This window comes from Chitinophaga niabensis (assembly GCF_900129465.1).
Taxonomy (GTDB): Bacteria; Bacteroidota; Bacteroidia; order Chitinophagales; family Chitinophagaceae; genus Chitinophaga; species Chitinophaga niabensis.
Genome location: NZ_FSRA01000001.1, coordinates 1,646,374 through 1,665,347 on the forward strand (window position 1 = coordinate 1,646,374; position 18,974 = coordinate 1,665,347).

Genomic DNA, 18,974 nt, shown 5'->3' on the forward strand with positions numbered 1-18,974 from the left:
ACTAGAAAGTTGGGGGAGGAGCATTCAGATCTGCATCCAGGAAATCATTGATCATCGGTAACATCCAATCCATATGCTGCATCATACCTATATGAGTAGTACCGGGTATGATAGCCAGGCGGGATGCAGGCAGCCCGTGTATATCTCCCATTTTTCCACCACCTTTGGCGCGGAACAGTTCCAGTGCATGCTCATACCGTACACCATCTGCATCACCAATAGCCATGAATATAGGTGCCTTTATGTTTTTTACATCCCTGGACCAGTCATACGGCTTCAGGTCTATACTCATCACCTTTTTGATAAATTCCGGGAAATGGGTGGAGTCGTTTCCATAACTGATGTATTGTTGTTCTATGGGCGATCCTTTAAACATATCTGCATTCATGGTAGCAAACATGGCCTCTACATCCGGCCACCAGCCATCATGCCTGTAGGTGCCTGACAATACTACCAGCCGGCGTAATTGCTCAGGATGGCGTACTGCAAACTGGAAAGCTACACCACCTCCCATGCTGTATCCCAATACATCTGCACTGTCTACTTTGAGATGTTTGAGCAAACCAGATACATCGTCTGCCATAGCTTCGTAACTAAACTCCCTGGATATATCTTTTGTACGGCCGTGCGCCTGCATTTCTGCTACTATCACTTTCCTGTTTTTAGCAAACAGGGGTATGACCTGCGCCCAGTTCATGGGTATATTCATGAAAGAACCATGCAGCAGTACTATTGGCTTACCTTCTCCATACACTTCATAATAGAGCTTTAAACCATTTACATCCGCATAACCGCTATCGGTGGGTTTAAGGGGCTGACTGGTGATCGAATCTTTAGGTTCCGTTTTCGGTGCTTCCTTTGTGCCTGGCTGGCAGGATGCGACCACTGCCATAACAATTGCAATCGAGATACTGGTTATAACACGCTTAATCATATAGTGGGTTTTTTGTTAGGGCAAATCTCGCAAACAATAGTGTGTTACCCGGTGTGTGAATGCGACAATGATAGGGTCAAATACGACAACCTGAAAGTTTACAGGGCTTTGATATCCTTTGATACCAGGTGAAGGTTATTATCCAGCTGATGACCACCACTTTCAAATTCACGAAAGGTGGCCCATGGGACCTGTTGCCTGTAGGTTTCAAACTGATCAGGCGGTACAACCTCATCGTCCTGGCAATAATAAAAGTACGTAGGGTAGTTTTCAGGAAGGTTTGCCGCAAAATCTTTTTGAAGTTTTAAGCCCTGTTTCCATTTCTCCTCACCACTCCAGAATGGCGGAGCCAGCAGGAAGATCCCGGCAGTATTTTTAGACACCTTGTTTTCGGAGAGGTATTTCAACAGCATTGATGCACCCAATGAATGCCCCATCCAGATAGCATCCTCTTTTAACTGCCCTATTTCTTTTCCAATTTTCTTCAACCAGCCAAAATCCGGAGAATCATCAATTGATGGCATTTCAGGAAAGATGATCTCATAATCCTCTCCTAATTCTTTTTGAAGTGATGCTGCCAGCTTTGCGTCTTCGCCATAACCATCATCACCTCCGCCATGTATAAAAAGCACCTGTTTTTTCATATCAGTATCAGATTAGTCACTGCGGTATAATTTCAATGAAAACGTCTATTTTCACACTGCACCTAAGTTTAACCCAAAAAATAGTTAACCATGCTAAAGACAATTTCAGATGAAGAATTCTATGCAGGATTACTTGACCTCCCCAAGCCCAGCTATCCTTTTCCCGATTTTATACACCCGGATTTTCAACAACAGCGGGAAGAATACTACGATTGGATTGACAGGGAGTATACGCTACATAGTAAAGAAGCCCGCGAAAAACATAAGTTACATCATCTGACTGACATTGCAGCACGAGGCTGCCCTTTTTTAAGTACACTCGCAGAATTACGCCCCCTTGCGAATTATGCGGCCAACGGGGCAATGATGGATGATTACTGGGACCGTTGTTCGCGCAATGAAATGAATGAGATCGGAAAACACATAACCGCGTTGTTAACCGGAGAGGATGCCAATGAACCGCTGGATAACGGAATATTCCATCAATTCTGGCTGCTCAGGCAGGATGCCATTACATGTGAAATGCCGGAACGTTTGTATAAAAGGTTTGTAGCTTCCATACGCAACGTATTTGTTGGCTATGCGGAGGAAAAAGTGTATTACAAGGCCAATGTTCCGCCACCACTTGCTGTTTACCTGATCATCCGGGAAGATACAAGCGGAGCCCTTCCGTTTTGCAAATACCTGGCTATGCAGAAAGATTACCGCCAGTTACCGGATGATATATTAGAGCACCCGCACATCTTACGGCTTCATACGCTTTGCGCTTTGATGATCGGCATACACAATGATTTTATTTCACTTCCCAAAGAGCTGCACAGGGAGGGAGATACCATGAACCTGGTAAAAGTAGTACAGCATGAATATAAAATACCAATAAGAGAAGCCTATATGAAGGCATTGGAGATCCATGATAACTTTTTAAAGGAATTTATGCTGTTACATGAGTATCTGCCGCCATTTGGGAAATGGCGGGACATGGTTTATAATTATGTACAGGACCTGGGTATCTCAGTTGCCGGTGTTTATGCCTGGCATACGAACGATAAATCTCGCTATACGAATGGAGGGTATGTAGACGGTGAGTTTGTCAGCCGGGATTAAAAGAAAAAGCCGCTTGTTATCACGGCTTTTTCTTTTCTGAATATTTTACCACATTACCTGTAGTTCTGTGCGCCTGTTCTGGCGGTGTTCTTCCTCATTGCAGGGGACGCCGTCCTTACACTTGTTCACAGGTTCACTTTCACCCTTGTTTGCATAATAGATCCGTTTCTGATCAATACCCTTTTGAGCCAGGTATTCAATGGACGAGAAACAACGTCTTGCAGACAGGTCATTATTATATTGATCTGTACCCCGGTTGTCTGCAAATGATAACACAACGAGTTTCCAATCCGGATGACGGGCCATTATTTCGGCAACATTATCGAGCATTTGTTGTGATTCTGTCAACAGGTCAGCGCTGTTATAATCATAGAGGAATTTCAGCTGTTCCAGTTTTTGTTTATCGGCTTCTTCTGCGGCAGTAAGTTTCCTTGGCCCTGTTACGGTAACAGGAGGTTTGGTATCCTTCGGTTCGTTATTTCTAATCACATCCGGTGCTTTGATGCCATTTATGCTGTTGAAAAGATCAGTAGCAACAAAAGAGTAGATATCATCACTTCCCATACCGCCCGGTTTGTTTGAAGACAGGTAACCTTCAGGTCCGTTATTTTTCAATACAAAGCCAATATCGTCTGCACCGGAGTTGAAAGGTGCTTTCATATTCTCTGGTGTTCCCCAGTTTGTTCTTTCGCCTTTCACCCGGTAGATATCATATCCCCCGAATCCTGCATGGCCTTTACTGGAGAAGTAAAGAGCGCCTTCTTCATTCACGGTGGGAAATGTTTCAGCTGCGATGGTGTTGATCTTATCTCCGCAGTTCAGTGGTGTGCTCCAGTTGCCATCCGCCTGTTTTTCACAATACCAGATGTCCGTTTGGCCCAGGCCACCGGGGCGGTCGGATACAAAGTAGAGGATGTTCCCGCCTGTATTCAGTACCGCATGGCTGGAAGAATATCCTGCTATATTGATGCCCGGCAGCAATACCAGTTCGCTCCATTTATCGTTGGTTTTCACAGACAGATAGAGCTGCAGCTGGCGGACCCCATTCACGGGACCTTTGCCTGTATACTGTACATTTTTCCCCTGGATGTTAATGGTTGCGTAGAGTGTGTCTTCCGATTTGTTCAGGTATACAGGGCCGATATGGTAATCATATTTGCCGAATACCTTAGGCAGCAGTTCTTCCAGGTACATGGTGCCATTACCTTGTGCGTATTGCTGGTAAACGTAAGCTTTGTAAAAGGGTTGCTGCGTACGCCTGTCCGTTGCGGGATTTGTTTCCCGGTTGCCATTGAGCACCAGCCTGCGATACCCGTTGGACATCAGTACCAGTTTCCTGTTCACGATGCTGCTCACCAGGTCAGATCCACTTGTGTTCAACGTTTTCAAAGGCTGCAGTTGCAGGGGAGAAGGAGCTTTGATCCAGATTGCGGCACTGTCGCAGCTGCGTATTGCAATTTCCTTCAGTTGGATGCTATCGGCATTACTGGTAGTGAACAGGGCATATTGCTGTTTTGCAGCCTCGTACTGTTCCAGCTGCCGCAATGTTTCACCGTAGGCAAAAGAGGCAGCAGTGGGATGATCAGGCCGGGCGATGATCTGTTGATAATAGCCTGCCGCTTCCTGGAAGCGGCCGATCTCCTGGTAGCTATGCGCCATCTTCATCAGCAATGCTACAGGTGTTTTATTTTCTTTCCCACTCGTCTGCCGCTGGTAAAGAGCCCCTGCGAGTGCATATTCTTCCCGCGCATAAGCCTCTTCAGCAAGCCGGAGCACACTTTTCTGCTCCTGTGCCTGCAGGCTGCCGGCCAGCGTTATGGTTGCGATAAAAGTTAAACTACGTCGTATCATACTTCGTGAGTAATGGGTTTAAAAATACCTTGGGTTCTGTACCGTGAATTTTTTAGAAGGGATCAGGTATCCAACGGACATTTCATGTGAACCACCCTGGTAACCTGCCATCTTGTTTACGTTCAGATCATAGGAATAACCGATGCGCAGCTGTGGGGTAGCGTAGAATTCAATCATGGCGCTGGCTGCGTTTTGTTCCTGGAGGTCACGTTGCAAACCGGTCTTTTTCCAGATGTTCACGTTCGTGCGATAGGAGCCACCCACCCATAACTTTTCACCTATCAGCAGGAAAGCGTTCAGGTCTACATTGGTAGGCCCTTTGAAGTCCTCTTTCAACAGGAAGGACGGTTTCAGCTGAAGACCTTCACCCAGCGGGATCACAGTGCCTGCTGTAAGATACATGTGTTGCGTTTTGCGGATGGTGGAGTAGTTATTCCCTTTCCAGTTATACCGGGTAGCATCTGAATAAAGGGAGAACAGGTCCATTACAGAAACACCGGCATAGAACTTTGAAGTATAGTAATAGATGCCGAAGCGTGCATCTGGTACCCAGGTGCTGGTTTTACCGGTAGGTATTGCCTGGTCGTCATTATCCATATACTGTAATGCGGAACCATCTATGGAATACTGGGTTACACCTGCACCAATACCAAAGCAGATACGGCGTGTATTTTCCGCATCAAGAGGAATACGGTAGGAATAAGAACCATAGAATGCCAGTGATTCCTGTGGCCCGAGTTTATCGAACAATACCTGCCCGCCGAGGCCAACCCTGCCTTCGCTGGCAGGAGTTACACCATCCAGGGAGATTCCCCCGGTGCGTGGTGCCCCAGGGAAACCTGCCCATTGATGTCGGTAGGAGGCATTCAGATAAAGGTCTTCCTTATAACCTGCATAAGCCGGGTTAACACTGAGCCCGTTGAAAACATACTGGCTGAACTGTATGTTCTGCTGCGCTGTTGCGCAGGCTCCCGGGATGAGGAGCAAAGCCGTTATCACTGCTTTTAGTATTTTTTGCATCTTTTTATTTTTAAGATCAGCAGAGCTTTTTATTATCATTACCGCACGATTAATACCCATCCTTTATAAGATTTCATGCCAGCCGGTTTATTCACTTCCAGGATATAGAAATAAGTGCCTTCGTTGAGACCAGAACCATTCCAGTCGTTACGGTAGTCGTTGGACCGGTATACCTGGCTGCCCCAGCGGTTAAACACCTGCAGTTTTGCACCCGGGTATTTTTCAATACCACCGATCACAAACTTCTCGTTCTTACCGTCACCGTTAGGTGTGAATACATTGGGGAAGTTCATGTCCTGACCTTCTACCTGTAATCTCAGGAAAGCCTTGTTGTTCGTCATATCCGGATCGAGTGAGCCACTGCCCACTTCAGAACCGGCAACCAGTTCACCACCTTCAGTGATCCTGACGCGTATTTCCAGTTGTACAGTGCTGCCTTGCGCTACGTCCCCAATGGTCCAGATCACGAGCCTGTTGGCTGTTACATTCACGGAGCCTCTTTCCGGCGTAGTGCCGGAAGGCAGACCCAGTTGCATAGCCAATGTATCAGTTACCACAACACCGCTGGCGAGGGCGTTTCCGATGTTGCTTACGGTGATCCGGTAAGTGATCTCCTGACCGATACGGTAAGGGCCTGTAGCAGGAGCAACCAGTTCTTTCGTGATGATGAGGTCTCCCGCAGGAATATCTTCACTGGTGATGGTTACCGTTGCCTGATCTGCAGCGCCGGCTGTATAAGTAAAGCTGGTGGATTGACCGCCGGAGATAGTGAGTATCACCGTTTCAGGATCTTCTACCAGGAGGTCGTTGATCACCTGTACAGGAACCGCTATGCTGTTCGCACCGGCTGGTATGATAATGCTGCCTGTAATTGGCTGGTAGTCTGCGTTAGGTGTAGCAGTACCGCTGATGGTGTATTGAACGGTAACAGGTTCAGCAGTACGTTTACCATTTGCTATGCTGATAGTGAATTCACCATGATTACCCACTTCATCAGCATTAGGTTTGCTGGCAGTTACGTCCAGTACCAGGTTGCCGGTAGCGTCTGTATCTGTAATATTTATAGTAGCGGTATTCGGAGCGCCAACTGTATAAGTAAGATCAGTAGAAGAGCCTCCGTCGATGGTCATGATCACGGTTTCTGTTGGCTCTATCAGTTCATCGTCCAATACAGTTAAGTTCACATCTACGCTGGTGTTACCTGCAAGGATCACTGCGGTGCTGCTGAGTGCTGTGTAATCTGCAGCTGTGGTGGCGGTACCAGTGATCGTATATCTTACAGTAACATCCTTTGCAGGTGCCTTGCCACCGGCCAGGCTGATGGTGAATTTACCGGCAGTGGATGGTTCAGCAACAGATGGTGTTGCACTTACCACAATGTTCAGGTTGTTATCGTCATCTATCAGATGAATAGTAGCGGTGCTGTTGGCGCCCGGTGTGAGCAAGAGGCCTGTAGGGGTAGCGCCATTGGCAATGGTCAGCTGAATGGTTTCATTGCCTTCTATTATCTGATCATCGATACCGTTTACCTGGATAGCAACGCTGTTATCACCTGCAAGTATTACCGCAGTACCACTCAGGTTGGCATAGTCCGTACCATTGATGGCGGTACCTGCTACTGTATAGGTAACGGTAAGGTCCGTTGCAGTTTTGATATTGTTCGGCAGGCTGATGATAAAGCCTGCACCTGATGCTGCTTCCGATACATCGCCATTAGCAGCTACATTCAGTACCAGGTTAGCCGGTGTGTTCTCATCATCCGTGATATTCACGGTGGCATTGCCTGTACCGGTATACGTGATGCCGGCACCGGTTCCGCCGTTGAGGGTGAGTATGACGGTTTCGGTTACTTCAAGTATATCATCATTTAATACCGGAACGGTAACGGTTACACCGGGATCACCTGCACGGATCACTGCAGTACCGCTAAGGGCAGTGTAATCTGCATCCGGTGTGGCTGTACCGCTGATGGTGTAATGCACCGTGATATCATTTGCAGAACGTACAGTCCCTGCCAGGCTGATCACAAAGCTGCCATCTGTAGCGCCTTCTGTTGCATCGCTGCCTTTGGTAACAGTCAGTTCGAGATTGGCAGGTATGGTGCTTTCATCATCCGTGATATTAACAGTTGCGCTGTTGGTACCGGTGTAGGTGAGGCTTGCACTGCTGCCGCCTGCAAGGGTTGCTATCACTGTTTCTGTTGGTTCTATAACATTGTCATTCAGTACATCTACTGATAATGGTATACTGTTATTATTGGCAGGAATGATCACCGTACCGGAGAGGGGAGTGTAATCGGAACCTGGCGTAGCAGTACCCATGATGGTGTAACTCACGGTGATATCTTCTGAAGAAGTTATACCGAAAGGCAGGCTGATGGTAAATCTGCCATTAGTACCTGATTCTGCGCCGTCTAAGTCCTGGGCGATGGTCAGTACCAGGTTAACAGGGTCCTGATCATCGTCTATAATATCCAGGGAAGCTGTTTTATCCGGGCCGGGAACATAGGTTACGCCGCTGGTTTGGGAGCCGCCTGTAACTTCCAGGATAACGGTTTCCGTGCCTTCGATCACGAGGTCGTTGACAGCGGTAACGGGTACGTTTGCAGTACTGTTTCCGGCAGTGATAACAACCGATCCACTGAGAACATTATAGTCGTCAGTGTTTGTAGCAGTACCACTTATAACATAGTTCACCGTGATATCTTCTGTGGATGTTACGCCATCAGGAAGTGATACGATGAAATTACCCGGCGTACCATGCTCTGTGGCATCTGTGTCTTTGATCACTTTCAACAACAGGTTATCCGGTGTGTTGTCATTGTCTTCAATATTTACGGTTACATCGCCGGCGCCTGTATATGTAAGGCTTCCGCCATTACCACCGGTGAGGGTGATGATCACTGTTTCCAGTGGTTCAATTATCTGGTCGTCTATTACCGGAACAGGTATTGTTACAGCATCATCACCGGCTTTGATGATAGCAGTACCGGAGAGTGCAGGATAATCCACATCAGATGTTGCTGTACCACCACTCACAGAATAGCTCACTGTGATATCCTGTGCGGCCACAATATTTGCGGGCAGTGAGAATTTCACATTACCTGGATTGGAACCTTCTTTAGCATCGCTTACTTTACTGATGCTGAGGGTCAGGTTTGCAGGTATGTTGTCTGCATCTGTGATATCCACTGTGGCGCTGTTTGCAGCAGCAAGAGTGAAGCTGAAGCTGGCAGATTGACCACCTGTTATTGTCAGTGTCACTGTTTCAAGACCTTCTAAGATCTGATCTGCGGCGGCGGTCACATCTACATCTATGCTATGATTATTGGCAGGGATCACTACCGTACCTGTTAAGTTAGTATAGTCTGTCCCGTTAGTAGCAGTACCGGCTATTGTATAATTTACCGTTATATCCTCTGCTGATACTGTTGTTGTGCCCGGCAGGCTGATGGTGAATTTACCAATGGTACCGGATTCAACGGCATCGGCGGTTTTAGTCACCGAAAGCTCCAGGTTAGCCGGTGTATTATCGTTATCAAATATCCGGGCTGTAGCCGGAGGACCAAAGGTATAGGTGAAGTTCGGAGAAGTGACGCTGGTGATGGTAACTATCACGTCTTCTGTGCCTTCGATGATATTATCATCTACCACGGCACCTACACTGGTTGTGCCTCCTGTACCTGTTGGGTTAAGTTGAGCTATTCCGCTAAATTGCGCTGCCATCGGTGAGCCGTTAAAGTCCGATCCCAATGCGGCAGTACCGGTTACGGTGTAATTAATTGTTACGTTTTCTGAAGGCACAATCCCCTGTGGTAAACTGTAATTGAACCTAATGCGGCCAAGTTGTCCGGCACCGCCCTCGGTACCTTCATAGCCCACGGTCACATTTACATGACGGTTAGCAGGGGTATTGTCGTTATCTTCAATGTTCACCGTAAGAGGGGCTACACTGGCCCATGTAGCACCAGGATTAAAGCCAGTAAAACTAAAACTACTTAGAGGAGTCAATATCACTGTTTCAGCATTCTCTATAAGAAGATCATTAATTGCATTTACCGGTAGATCTACATAGTTTTTACCCTGATCAATTCGCATAATACCAGGATTAATATAATCCGGATTTGGCAAAGCATTTGGTAGCGCAGCAGTACCAGTTAATGTGTAGTTCCCCGTAATGGAACACTGACAATAGATGTTTGGAGGCAAGCTGACACGGAAGCCACCGATGGTGCCTGATTCTGATGCGTCACCAATTTTCGTAAGGGTCAGCACCGTATTTGCAGGAGTGTTTTCATTATCCGTGATATTCAAACTTGTAGAACGCAAAGCACCAGTGGTAGAAGGAAGGAAAGTAAAGCTGGCAGAATTACCGTCTGTCAGTGTAATTACTACTGTTTCGTTTAATGGTTCTATATATTGATCATCCAACACCATTACGTCTACATCCACACCGTTGTCCCCTGCTCTCAGCACTGCCGTTCCACTTAAGGTAGTATAGTCTGCTCCTCTGGTAGCAGTGCCCCCAATCGTATAATTCACGGTGATATCTTCTGATGAAGTAATGGTAGTACCAGCTTCAAACGAAATATGGAATTTACCGTTGACAAGTGGTGATTCTGCAGCATGGTTCACTCTTACAACCTTCAGTTTATTATAGCTGGGGTTACCGGCATCATTATCCGTAATATTCAGGGACGCAGTTGCACTGCCGGGCGCAGGAGTAAAGGTATTTGTACCGTCTGAACCGCTGATGATGGTAAGGATCACTGTTTCTGTAGCTTCGATCACATTATCATCAATTGGTGTTAGGTCCACATCTACCTGGCCACTGCCTGCAGGAATAATTGCTGTTCCTGTAAATGCAGGATAATCAGCGGGGCTCGTAGCGCTGCCACCAATCGTATAGTTGACAGTGAGGGCGTTAGCGGTCGTAACGCCATTCGGCAGTTGGATAGTGAACCTGCCTGGTGTTGCAGAACCTTCTGTTGCATGAGTGGTAGTGACCACACTTAGGTTCCTGTTATCGGCAGTGTTATCATCATCTGTGATGTCCATCGCAGCTGCCGGCCCGTCAGCGTCATAGTTAAAACCGTTACCGTCTGTTCCCGCAGTAGGTCTCAGTGTGAGGGTAGCTGTTTCTGTGCCTTCAATTATCTTATCGTCAATCACATTAACCGGAAGGTACACGCTGTTCTGATTGGCAGGAAGTGTTATCGTAGATATTGCATAATCGGTATTGCGGGTCGCGGTACCGGTACTCATGTCGTAATGGAGGGTAGTATTAGCGCTGGAAGTATAACCTGTTGGCAGGCTTACCTTAAAACTACCTGGTGTATTAGGTTCTGCTGCATCGCTTATTTTTTCCACCTTCAATTTCTGGTTAGCGGTGGTTGCATCGTTATCGGCAATGGTTATAACAATTTCATCGTTTGCCGGGTCCGGAGGGAAGATGAAGGCATTGCCTCCGCCATCTGTTGCACTACCGGAAAGGATAGTGAAAGTCAGCGGCTCTGTTGGCTCAATGATGTCATCGTCCTTAACAGTCAGGGTAACGGTGACGCTACCCGGAGCACCTGCAGGTATAACAATCGTTCCAAAGCTTTCATAATCCAGGCCGGATATCGCGCCGACTGCGCCTGCGGGCGGATTGGAAACCTTGTAGGCTACGGTTACCGGCCATGCAGAAGTTGCAACGCCGGCCAGCTTCACTGTGAATGTAGCATTGGACCCGGGTTCGGCTGCATTTGTACCGGTAAGCACCTGCAGCGGAGTACTGCTGGCAGCATTGCCGTCAACGATATTAACTATCGCACCGTTTCCGGCAGGATCTATAGTATACGGTTGGGAGGGAGAACCCGCGGCTATGAGGGTTAGTATCACATTTTCCGGCCCCTCGATCAAACCGTCGTTACCTGCGTTCACATCAATCAACACCTCATTGGTACCGGCCGGGATCACAATATTGCCGCCTGAAAGTCCCTGCAGTGTATAATCTGCAGGATTTAGGGCAGAGCCTCCGGTACTAAAGGTTACCGTTATAGCTTCCGAGCTGGTAACGCCCGGAGGTAATGATATCCTGTATTGACCAAATGTGCTGCCTTCAATAGCATCCGAAATTTTTGTCAGCAATACCACCGTGGTATTACCAGGAGTAGCATCATTATCCGTAATGTCAACGGTTGCACTGTTAATTGCCGCCCCTGTGAAGGCATTGGGTCCGGTGAAGCTTGCGGATGTACCACCTGTAACGTTTAAGATCACCGTTTCTGTGCTTTCAATAACCGTGTTGTCGATCACCTTCACGGGAACGTCTACACTGTTGCTATTGGCAGGGATAATAATGGATCCGGTTATTGCTGTGTAATCACTTCCTGGCGTAGCTGTACCTGCTCCTATCGTATAGGAGACAGTGATGGCTTCTGAAGTAAATACGCCCGGAGGCAGGCTTACCCTGAAGGCGCCTGATGTGGAAGGTTCTGCGGCATTGCTCAGCGCAGTAACTGTTATTGTTTTGTTGGCGGGGATATTATCCTCGTCAGTGATATTGATGGTTGCATTTGGGGTTGCGGGATCAGGAGAAAGTGTAAATACTGTGCTTGCACCCTGGGTGGCCACGCCATTAACGATAGTCAGAATAACTGTTTCATTTGGCTCTATCAGATCGTCGTTAACAACGCTGATCGGAACGGTAACGCTGTTCGCATTAGCAGGCAGCGTGATGGTAGTAGCAGGCCCGTTATAGTCAGCACCATGCGTGGCTGTGCCTGTCAGCGTGTAGGTAATGGTGATAGGCAGAGAACTTTCGTAGCTACCTGGCAGTTTGATCGTAAATCCACCGCTGGAAGTTGGTTCGCTGAGGTTTCCATTGCTGGTCACAGCAAGCAGTCTTGTAGCTGCGGTATAATCATTGTCCGCCTGGTAAAGTGTAGCTTTAAAATCAACAGCATCCACCCCGAAGTTTCCTGCTGTTAAAGTTGTACCACCAGCGATGGTCATTATAATTTCTTCTGTCTGCTCTATAAGCTGATCATCTATTCCAATCACATCAACCACTCTGCTGTTCTGACCTGCAGGGATGATAGCTGTACCGGACAGTAACTGGTAATCAACGCCATTGGTAGAAGTACCGCTCATGGTGTAAGTAACCGTAATGTCTTCTGGTGCCAGGGCGCCTGAAGGCAGCGCGATCGTGAAGGTCCCGGTATTGGAAGGTTCGTTCACATTGAGCTGAGCTGTTACATTCAACAGGCGGTTAGCAGGTACATCATCATCATCTGCGATCTGCACAGTAGCATTACCAGCTGCGCCATCAACCGTGTATGTATAATTAGTGGAAGTACCAGGTGATAGGGTGAGGATCACTGTTTCTACGCTTTCAATCTGTGCATCGTTCACGATATTAACGGGAACGGGCACACCGTTCTCCCCGGCAGGGATCACCGCGGTATTGCTTAATGCGATATAATCTGCAGTAGGAGTGGCGGTGCCGCTAATGGTATAAGGCACCGTGATATTCTCTGCTGCCAGTACACCTGGAGGCAGGTGGATGGAGAATCCGCCATGGGTTGCAGGTTCCTGTGCATCTGCTGTTTTCGTTACACTTAGTACACGTTTGTCCGGGGAGTTGGCATCAACAGTTACAGTAGCGGTTTGGGATGTAATACATCCGCTTGGGTTCGTTACGGTATAAGTGATGATGGCTGTTCCGCCGGCTACACCTGTTACAATACCACCGGCATCAACGGTGGCTACGGCTGTGTTGCCGCTGGACCAAACGCCGCCTGGTGTAGTGTTGGAAAGGGTAGTGGTGCCACCCTGGAATAAAGTAAGTGTGCCTGTGATGGCAGGTACTGCGGTTACCGCATTTACTGTTACTGCCAATTGCTGGCTGTTGCTGCAACCATCGCCGTTAGTAACAGTATAGATAATATTAGCTGTGCCTGCTGTAACACCGCTTACCACACCTGTGGTGTTCACAGTAGCAACGGCCGCATCGCTGGTAGACCAAACACCTCCAGGTGTAATGCTGCTCAGGGTTGTAGTGGCGCCTACGCAAACGGTAGCAGTACCGGTTACCGGATCAACGGTTACTGTGCTGCGGGTGATAACTATAGCGTCTGTTCGTGTACATCCATCGGGGTAACTAACTGTTACGCTGTAGGTACCGGGATTGCTTACTACCAGTGTTTTACCTGTGCTGCCGCCAGTCCATGCAAAAGATGCGAGTGGCGAAGCGAAAAACCCGTCGGTATTTAGTGTGTGCGGGAATTCGTTTGCGCAAAGTGTGAGATCAGGTCCAAGCCCGAGAATAGGTGTTGAACCGTTGTATGGTGCAATGTCCCAGTTGGTATTGCCGCCAAGATTTTCACTGTGTTCCAGGGCTTTGAACGGTGTAATACCTGCTGCTGTCATGTTGCGCAGCCTCACGTAGTCAAAAACAACCTGGCCGGCAGTTTTAGTAACTGTATAGGCGCCGGTGGATGAACTGGTGATCTCCGTAAGGTTACAGGGGGTGCCGCTGCCGAACCATTCTTTTGTAATGGTGTTGTTGGAGCCGCTCAGGAAAACATATACCTTACCGGGGGAAAAGATCAGTGTATCGATCGTGTTGCCGGTTCCGTTAATGTAGCCCTTGCCTTTGAACTCCAGCTTACCGATGGTATTGCCGCTGTGAATTTGGGCGGCTGAGGTAGTAAGCGGGTTGGTGAAAATAAATTCTTTCGCGGATATTGAAACGACCCTTATATAGTTTGTGTTGGTAACTCCTGTGTACACTATGTTATAAGCCGCATCGTCCGCGGCGAAGTAGCCTGCAGCGTTTATGAATGACCCGGAAGCCTGTAAAGACTTGTTGGCCCCCTGGTATTCCCAGGCGTTTATATTCAGGGTGGCATTGGTGATATTCATGGTAGTGGTACCATTCTGGTTACCATCACTTATCGCATCCAATGCTATTGTGCGACCGCTTAGATCTAATCCGCCAGACCTCAGATCTATCCTGGTTTGCGGGTTGGAGAAATTATCCGTGAAGCGGAGTGAATACCCTGCTGATTTACCCAGAAACATATCCAGGTTACCCGATGTGTTACCGTTGGAAGTAAAGGTGCTGTTCGTTGTTCCTACAAAATATAGCTGTGCATTGATGGCGACTGTATTGTTCAGGGTCAGGCTGCCCCATACTTCCAAAATGAGGGAGTTGCTGGCTTTGTTGAAAACCGGAGCAAAGGTTGCGCCGGTCCAATCCATATTCCGGCAATAAGCATTTCCCTGGGAAATGGTGACCGTACTACTACCACTGGTAAAACTGCCGGCATCGAAATACACATCGTTCGCTACAGTTGGTACACAGGCTCCACCCGGGCCGCCACTGGTATTACTCCAGTGTGCGGATTCATTCCAGTCGCCCGAGCCACCTACCCAATAGCGCGGGCCGGCAGCGGAAGGGGTTATATTGAAACCGGTATTACCACCTGCATCGGCGCCCGATACTGAGATAGGAACGCCGCTGCCGGTCGCGGTCATGTTCAACAGATAAACATTATTAAAATCCCGTGTAGAAGAAGGGCCGAAGCTGAGTATTGCAGGAGTACCATCTAAATCCCTCAATTCGCCCAGGCCGTTACAATCAGGGCTGTTGAAACGGAAAAGGCCGGTGATGGTCTGTGTGCCCTTGAAATAATAAGTTCTTGAGGGAGCCAGCAACAGATTATTGATCGTATTATTTCCCTGAAATGTGACCCTGCCGCAACGGACATCCAGTGTGCCGATAGTATTACCTCCGTTACCGTTCAGGGCAATAACGGTAGTGGTAGGGCTGGTATTAGTAAATACCAGTTCGCCGATGGTGCTGCCGGTGATGTTAACTGAGTTCAGTGTAGCATCGGAATATACTTTCGGATAGGTAAAACCAGTGCCAAAGCCGTTCACAACAAACCATGCCTTCGCTGTGATAAACGAGCCGGTTCCATTGTTCACGGAAATGGCGTTCCTTGAATCTATTATCCAGTTATTCACCGTGATGTTGGCATTACTGTAGTCTATGGTGCGTACAGTGGTGGTCTGGCTTCTGATCTCATCAATGTTTATTGTACGCCCGGGCATCAGGAGTTTACCGTTGGCTACCCATAAGCTACAGGCAGGGAACGTGAGGTTATCGGTGATAGTGAGTCCGCCGTTTGGACCTGTTTTATCCACATTGATCAATGGAGCGCCCAGGTTGCATCCCTTGGAAGTGAAAGTGGATGCTTCAGTGCCTTTCATCAGATAAGTGCCCCTGGTATATGCTGTATTTGCTCCGGTAAAGGTCATTGTGGGATCCAGCTCTACAGAGCCCCAGATCTCCATCGTATAGCCGGCTATATTTAAAATGGGGGAATTGGTAACATTCGTCCAGGTCATGTTGTGACATCTGGCAGTACTGGTTACAGAAACAGTTTTGCTTGCGTTGGTAAAACCACTATTGGCATCAAACACCACATTATCCGTAGTAAAGGGTACGCAAGCCCCCCCAGCCCCGCCACTGGATGCGCTCCAGTGAGCCTTGTCGTCCCAGTCACCGGCGCCACCTACCCAGTAGAGGGTGGCATTGCCTCCTGTCCGTGGCGTGATGTTGAAACCGGTATTACTGCCACCATCTACCCCCACGACTGAAATGGGGATGATGCTGCCTGCAGCCGTGAGGCTGGTGATCAAAACATTCCGTATATCAGCTGTTGCGCCTGCTCCGAACGTAAGCCTGGCATTTGCATCCGCCCCCCTCAGTTCACCCAGCGCATCGCAGTCAGCGGTATTTGCCTGCATTAAAGTATTGATCGTATTATTACCATGGAAAATGTAACCTTTCCCCGGCGCCAGTATCAGCTGGCCGATCACATTGCCGGCACCTGCAATACGGCCGCCGCCCTTGAATTCCAGGCGGCTTATTATATTATTGGCACCTATCCGCTGTGTCCCTATCTGAGACGTTGGGCTGGCAAGCGTCAGCTCGCTGAAGGTGTTGTTGTTGATATCCATATCAGGGTTATCCCTGTTCGCAAACACTTTATCGAAAGTAAGACCCGTAGAGTGGAACATATCCGCTGTGACAGTGGAGTTTGTAGCCGTGAACGTTAAGTTTGAGCCCCTGGTATCCCAGTTTCCGAGACAAGTAACCGAAGCATTACTGATATTGACACTCCTGGTGGTTGTACCACCTGCAGAAAGACTGCCGATCGTATGTGTCTGGCCGGATAGGTTCAAAAGACCTGTGTACAGTACAATGTTCGATATCGACGTGTTTTCGTTGATCCCATCCAGGAAGGTGAGTGAACCGGTGCCTTTAGTAATTGTAATAGGATTATAATAGCCGACACCGAGCCTTGCCGCTCCGTTTGTTTTGTAAGTAGCGTTAGAGTTACCAACAAAGTTGATGGTTGACATGGCGTACCGCACGGTGGATGAAAGTTCCACGTTACCACTTATCTGCAGCTGGAAGGTGGTAACAAGGTTCCTGAATATGGCGGCCGTGGTAACACCCGCCCAGGACATATTACGGCAGTAAGCATGAGCGCCGGTGGGCAGGGTTACTACCATACCGGCCGCCAGGCCACTGTTCGCATCAAAATACACATCATCGTTGGCGCCCGGCACAATCGACTTATTAGGTGTACCGCCTGAAACGGAAGCCCAGTGTGTAGTTTCTGTCCAGTTACCAGCGCCGCCTACCCAATAGTAGTCATCAGCAAACGAACGGGATACAAATAATAGCAGGATTGTGCTAAGCAGAATTAGTTTTTTCATCTTGGTGTCGGATATGTCGGGACAATAAAAAAGCATCACCACCTTGCAGGGAAGTGTGGTAAATGGTTATTCACAATATGTTTTCGGGAAAGTAATTTTTCTCTCTACATAGGACTGGTATTGGTTAATCCTTACGGATATAATTCGGTTTCAAGTGCTTGGGCGGGGTAAAAGTAAAGTTTGCTGTAGTAATTTTTTGTAGTAATAGTTCTATATATTAAAAATTGAGTTACATAAAATAAAAAAACCTGCACGGAGTATGCAGGTTTTTAAAAATGTGGTTATATATTAATTATAGTTCCAGGTAAAGAAGATACCTGCGGGAAAATTCGTATAGTTCTTGTAGTTAGTACTTACTTTCGCGCCATTGCTAAAATTAAAGACGTTAATATTATTGATCAGGAAATCCAGGCCATAACCTTTAATAGTGTTCATGTAAACTTCTCCTGTAAGGGGGTGCACTGCTATATTATTATATACAATATTGGCATTTTCAACCAGTGGCTTAGCATCTGCCATAAACTCCGTTGAGCCTATGCTGAAGATATGGCGGTACATTTTGGTACCGGCGCCACTGAAATAAAGTGTATCACCTTTTGCCGTAATACCAGGAGTAGCCCCAAATCCGGCGCTTACACTACCAACAGTAATATCATTGGCTTTTATTAAAGAATAATCCCTGTAATTGATCTTGGAAATTTTAGAAGGAGATCCGGTAGTGGATACCCAGATGTTGCCATCACTGGCTTTAACTACACCGCTAACGGAGGCTTTCATATCCAAAGCGAAAGTGATGGAATCTTTATTTGGCTCGTATACATATACCTTGGTGCCGGCGGCAGCAAATATCTTATTATTTGAAACCGCCATCGTCAGCTTGGCAGAAGACCTGGTTCCTTTAATAAGCGTAAGCGCTTTGGTTGTAGTGTTAAACCGGTATAAACCGCTGTTATCCCTGATGATCACATTCTCTTCATTTAGTACGGCTACGTGCGTAGGCCAGCTAAGTGCGGCTAATTCATCATTATAAGCGGCTTCCTTTTTAAGTGTTTCGGCATTGGCTACTACAAGCAGGCCGTCGTTCTCAAATGAATTGCCCACAGCGTTCTTTTTGCCATTCTGAGAAATGATGTAGATCTTGTTATTCCTTATGAATAAATCCTGTGCCACATTTCCGAGGTCTGTGCCATTCACTTTAGAATAGGCGCTATCGGTAACAACACCGGTAGGGCTGATAAAGGTCAGGCTCCCGTTCTCCGACGTCATATTCCCCTCGTTTAATACAAATGTGCCGTATTTGTACTTTCCATATACCGTAACACTTACCTGGGAAGAAGTTTTTTTATCGCTCTTTGAAGCCGTTACAGTAATCGTATGTTCTCCCAGGTCATTTGAAACAAACTTAAAGATGGAATCTTTAGCCGCTGCATCTTTATTGTCCACAGACCATGCAAAAGTACTCCCCTTGGTTGCCTTTACTTTGAAAAACAAGGTATCCTGCTGTGCTACATTGTTTTGAGAAAGCACATTTACGATCTCCACCTCGGGGGCCTCCACCAGCTCAATTTTGTCTTTTTTAGAGCAGGATACTGTTGCAAGGACGATCAACGTCCCAAATGCCAAAACACTTTTTTTCATGTA

Annotated in this window: 7 protein-coding genes; 1 reads left to right on the forward strand and 6 read right to left on the reverse strand. The window is 47.5% G+C overall.

All coding sequences use genetic code 11. From position 1 onward, the window contains the following. Position 1 precedes the first annotated feature (1 nt). Both BUR42_RS06185 and BUR42_RS06190 read right to left on the reverse strand, forming a co-directional pair. Complete coding sequence (locus tag BUR42_RS06185; protein ID WP_084185433.1) at positions 2-934, reverse strand: alpha/beta fold hydrolase; 933 nt, start codon at positions 932-934, stop codon at positions 2-4. A gap of 98 nt (positions 935-1,032) precedes the next feature. Then, a complete protein-coding gene (locus BUR42_RS06190) occupies positions 1,033-1,578 on the reverse strand; it encodes an alpha/beta fold hydrolase (RefSeq protein WP_074238391.1) in 546 nt (181 codons plus the stop codon). A gap of 90 nt (positions 1,579-1,668) precedes the next feature. On the opposite strand from BUR42_RS06190, the gene BUR42_RS06195 reads away from it, so the two are divergent. Then, positions 1,669-2,682, forward strand: a complete 1,014-nt coding sequence (locus BUR42_RS06195; RefSeq protein ID WP_074238392.1) for a terpene synthase family protein — start codon at positions 1,669-1,671, stop codon at positions 2,680-2,682. A gap of 45 nt (positions 2,683-2,727) precedes the next feature. Here the strand turns inward: BUR42_RS06195 and BUR42_RS06200 are convergent, their stop codons facing one another. The 4 genes from BUR42_RS06200 to BUR42_RS06215 all read right to left on the reverse strand — a co-directional run bounded on the left by BUR42_RS06200 (position 2,728) and on the right by BUR42_RS06215 (position 18,971). Further along, entirely contained in the window at positions 2,728-4,533 is a 1,806-nt protein-coding gene (locus tag BUR42_RS06200) for an OmpA family protein (protein WP_074238393.1), read from the reverse strand. Between the two features lie 18 nt (positions 4,534-4,551). After that, a complete protein-coding gene (locus BUR42_RS06205) occupies positions 4,552-5,553 on the reverse strand; it encodes a PorP/SprF family type IX secretion system membrane protein (protein ID WP_074240474.1) in 1,002 nt (333 codons plus the stop codon). 38 nt (positions 5,554-5,591) lie between these two features. Next, the gene (locus BUR42_RS06210) at positions 5,592-17,333 is read right to left on the reverse strand and encodes a Calx-beta domain-containing protein (protein ID WP_074238394.1); all 11,742 of its coding nucleotides are present in this window, start codon (positions 17,331-17,333) and stop codon (positions 5,592-5,594) included. Between the two features lie 288 nt (positions 17,334-17,621). Beyond that, a complete protein-coding gene (locus BUR42_RS06215) occupies positions 17,622-18,971 on the reverse strand; it encodes a DUF5074 domain-containing protein (protein ID WP_074238395.1) in 1,350 nt (449 codons plus the stop codon). Positions 18,972-18,974: the final 3 nt, after the last annotated feature.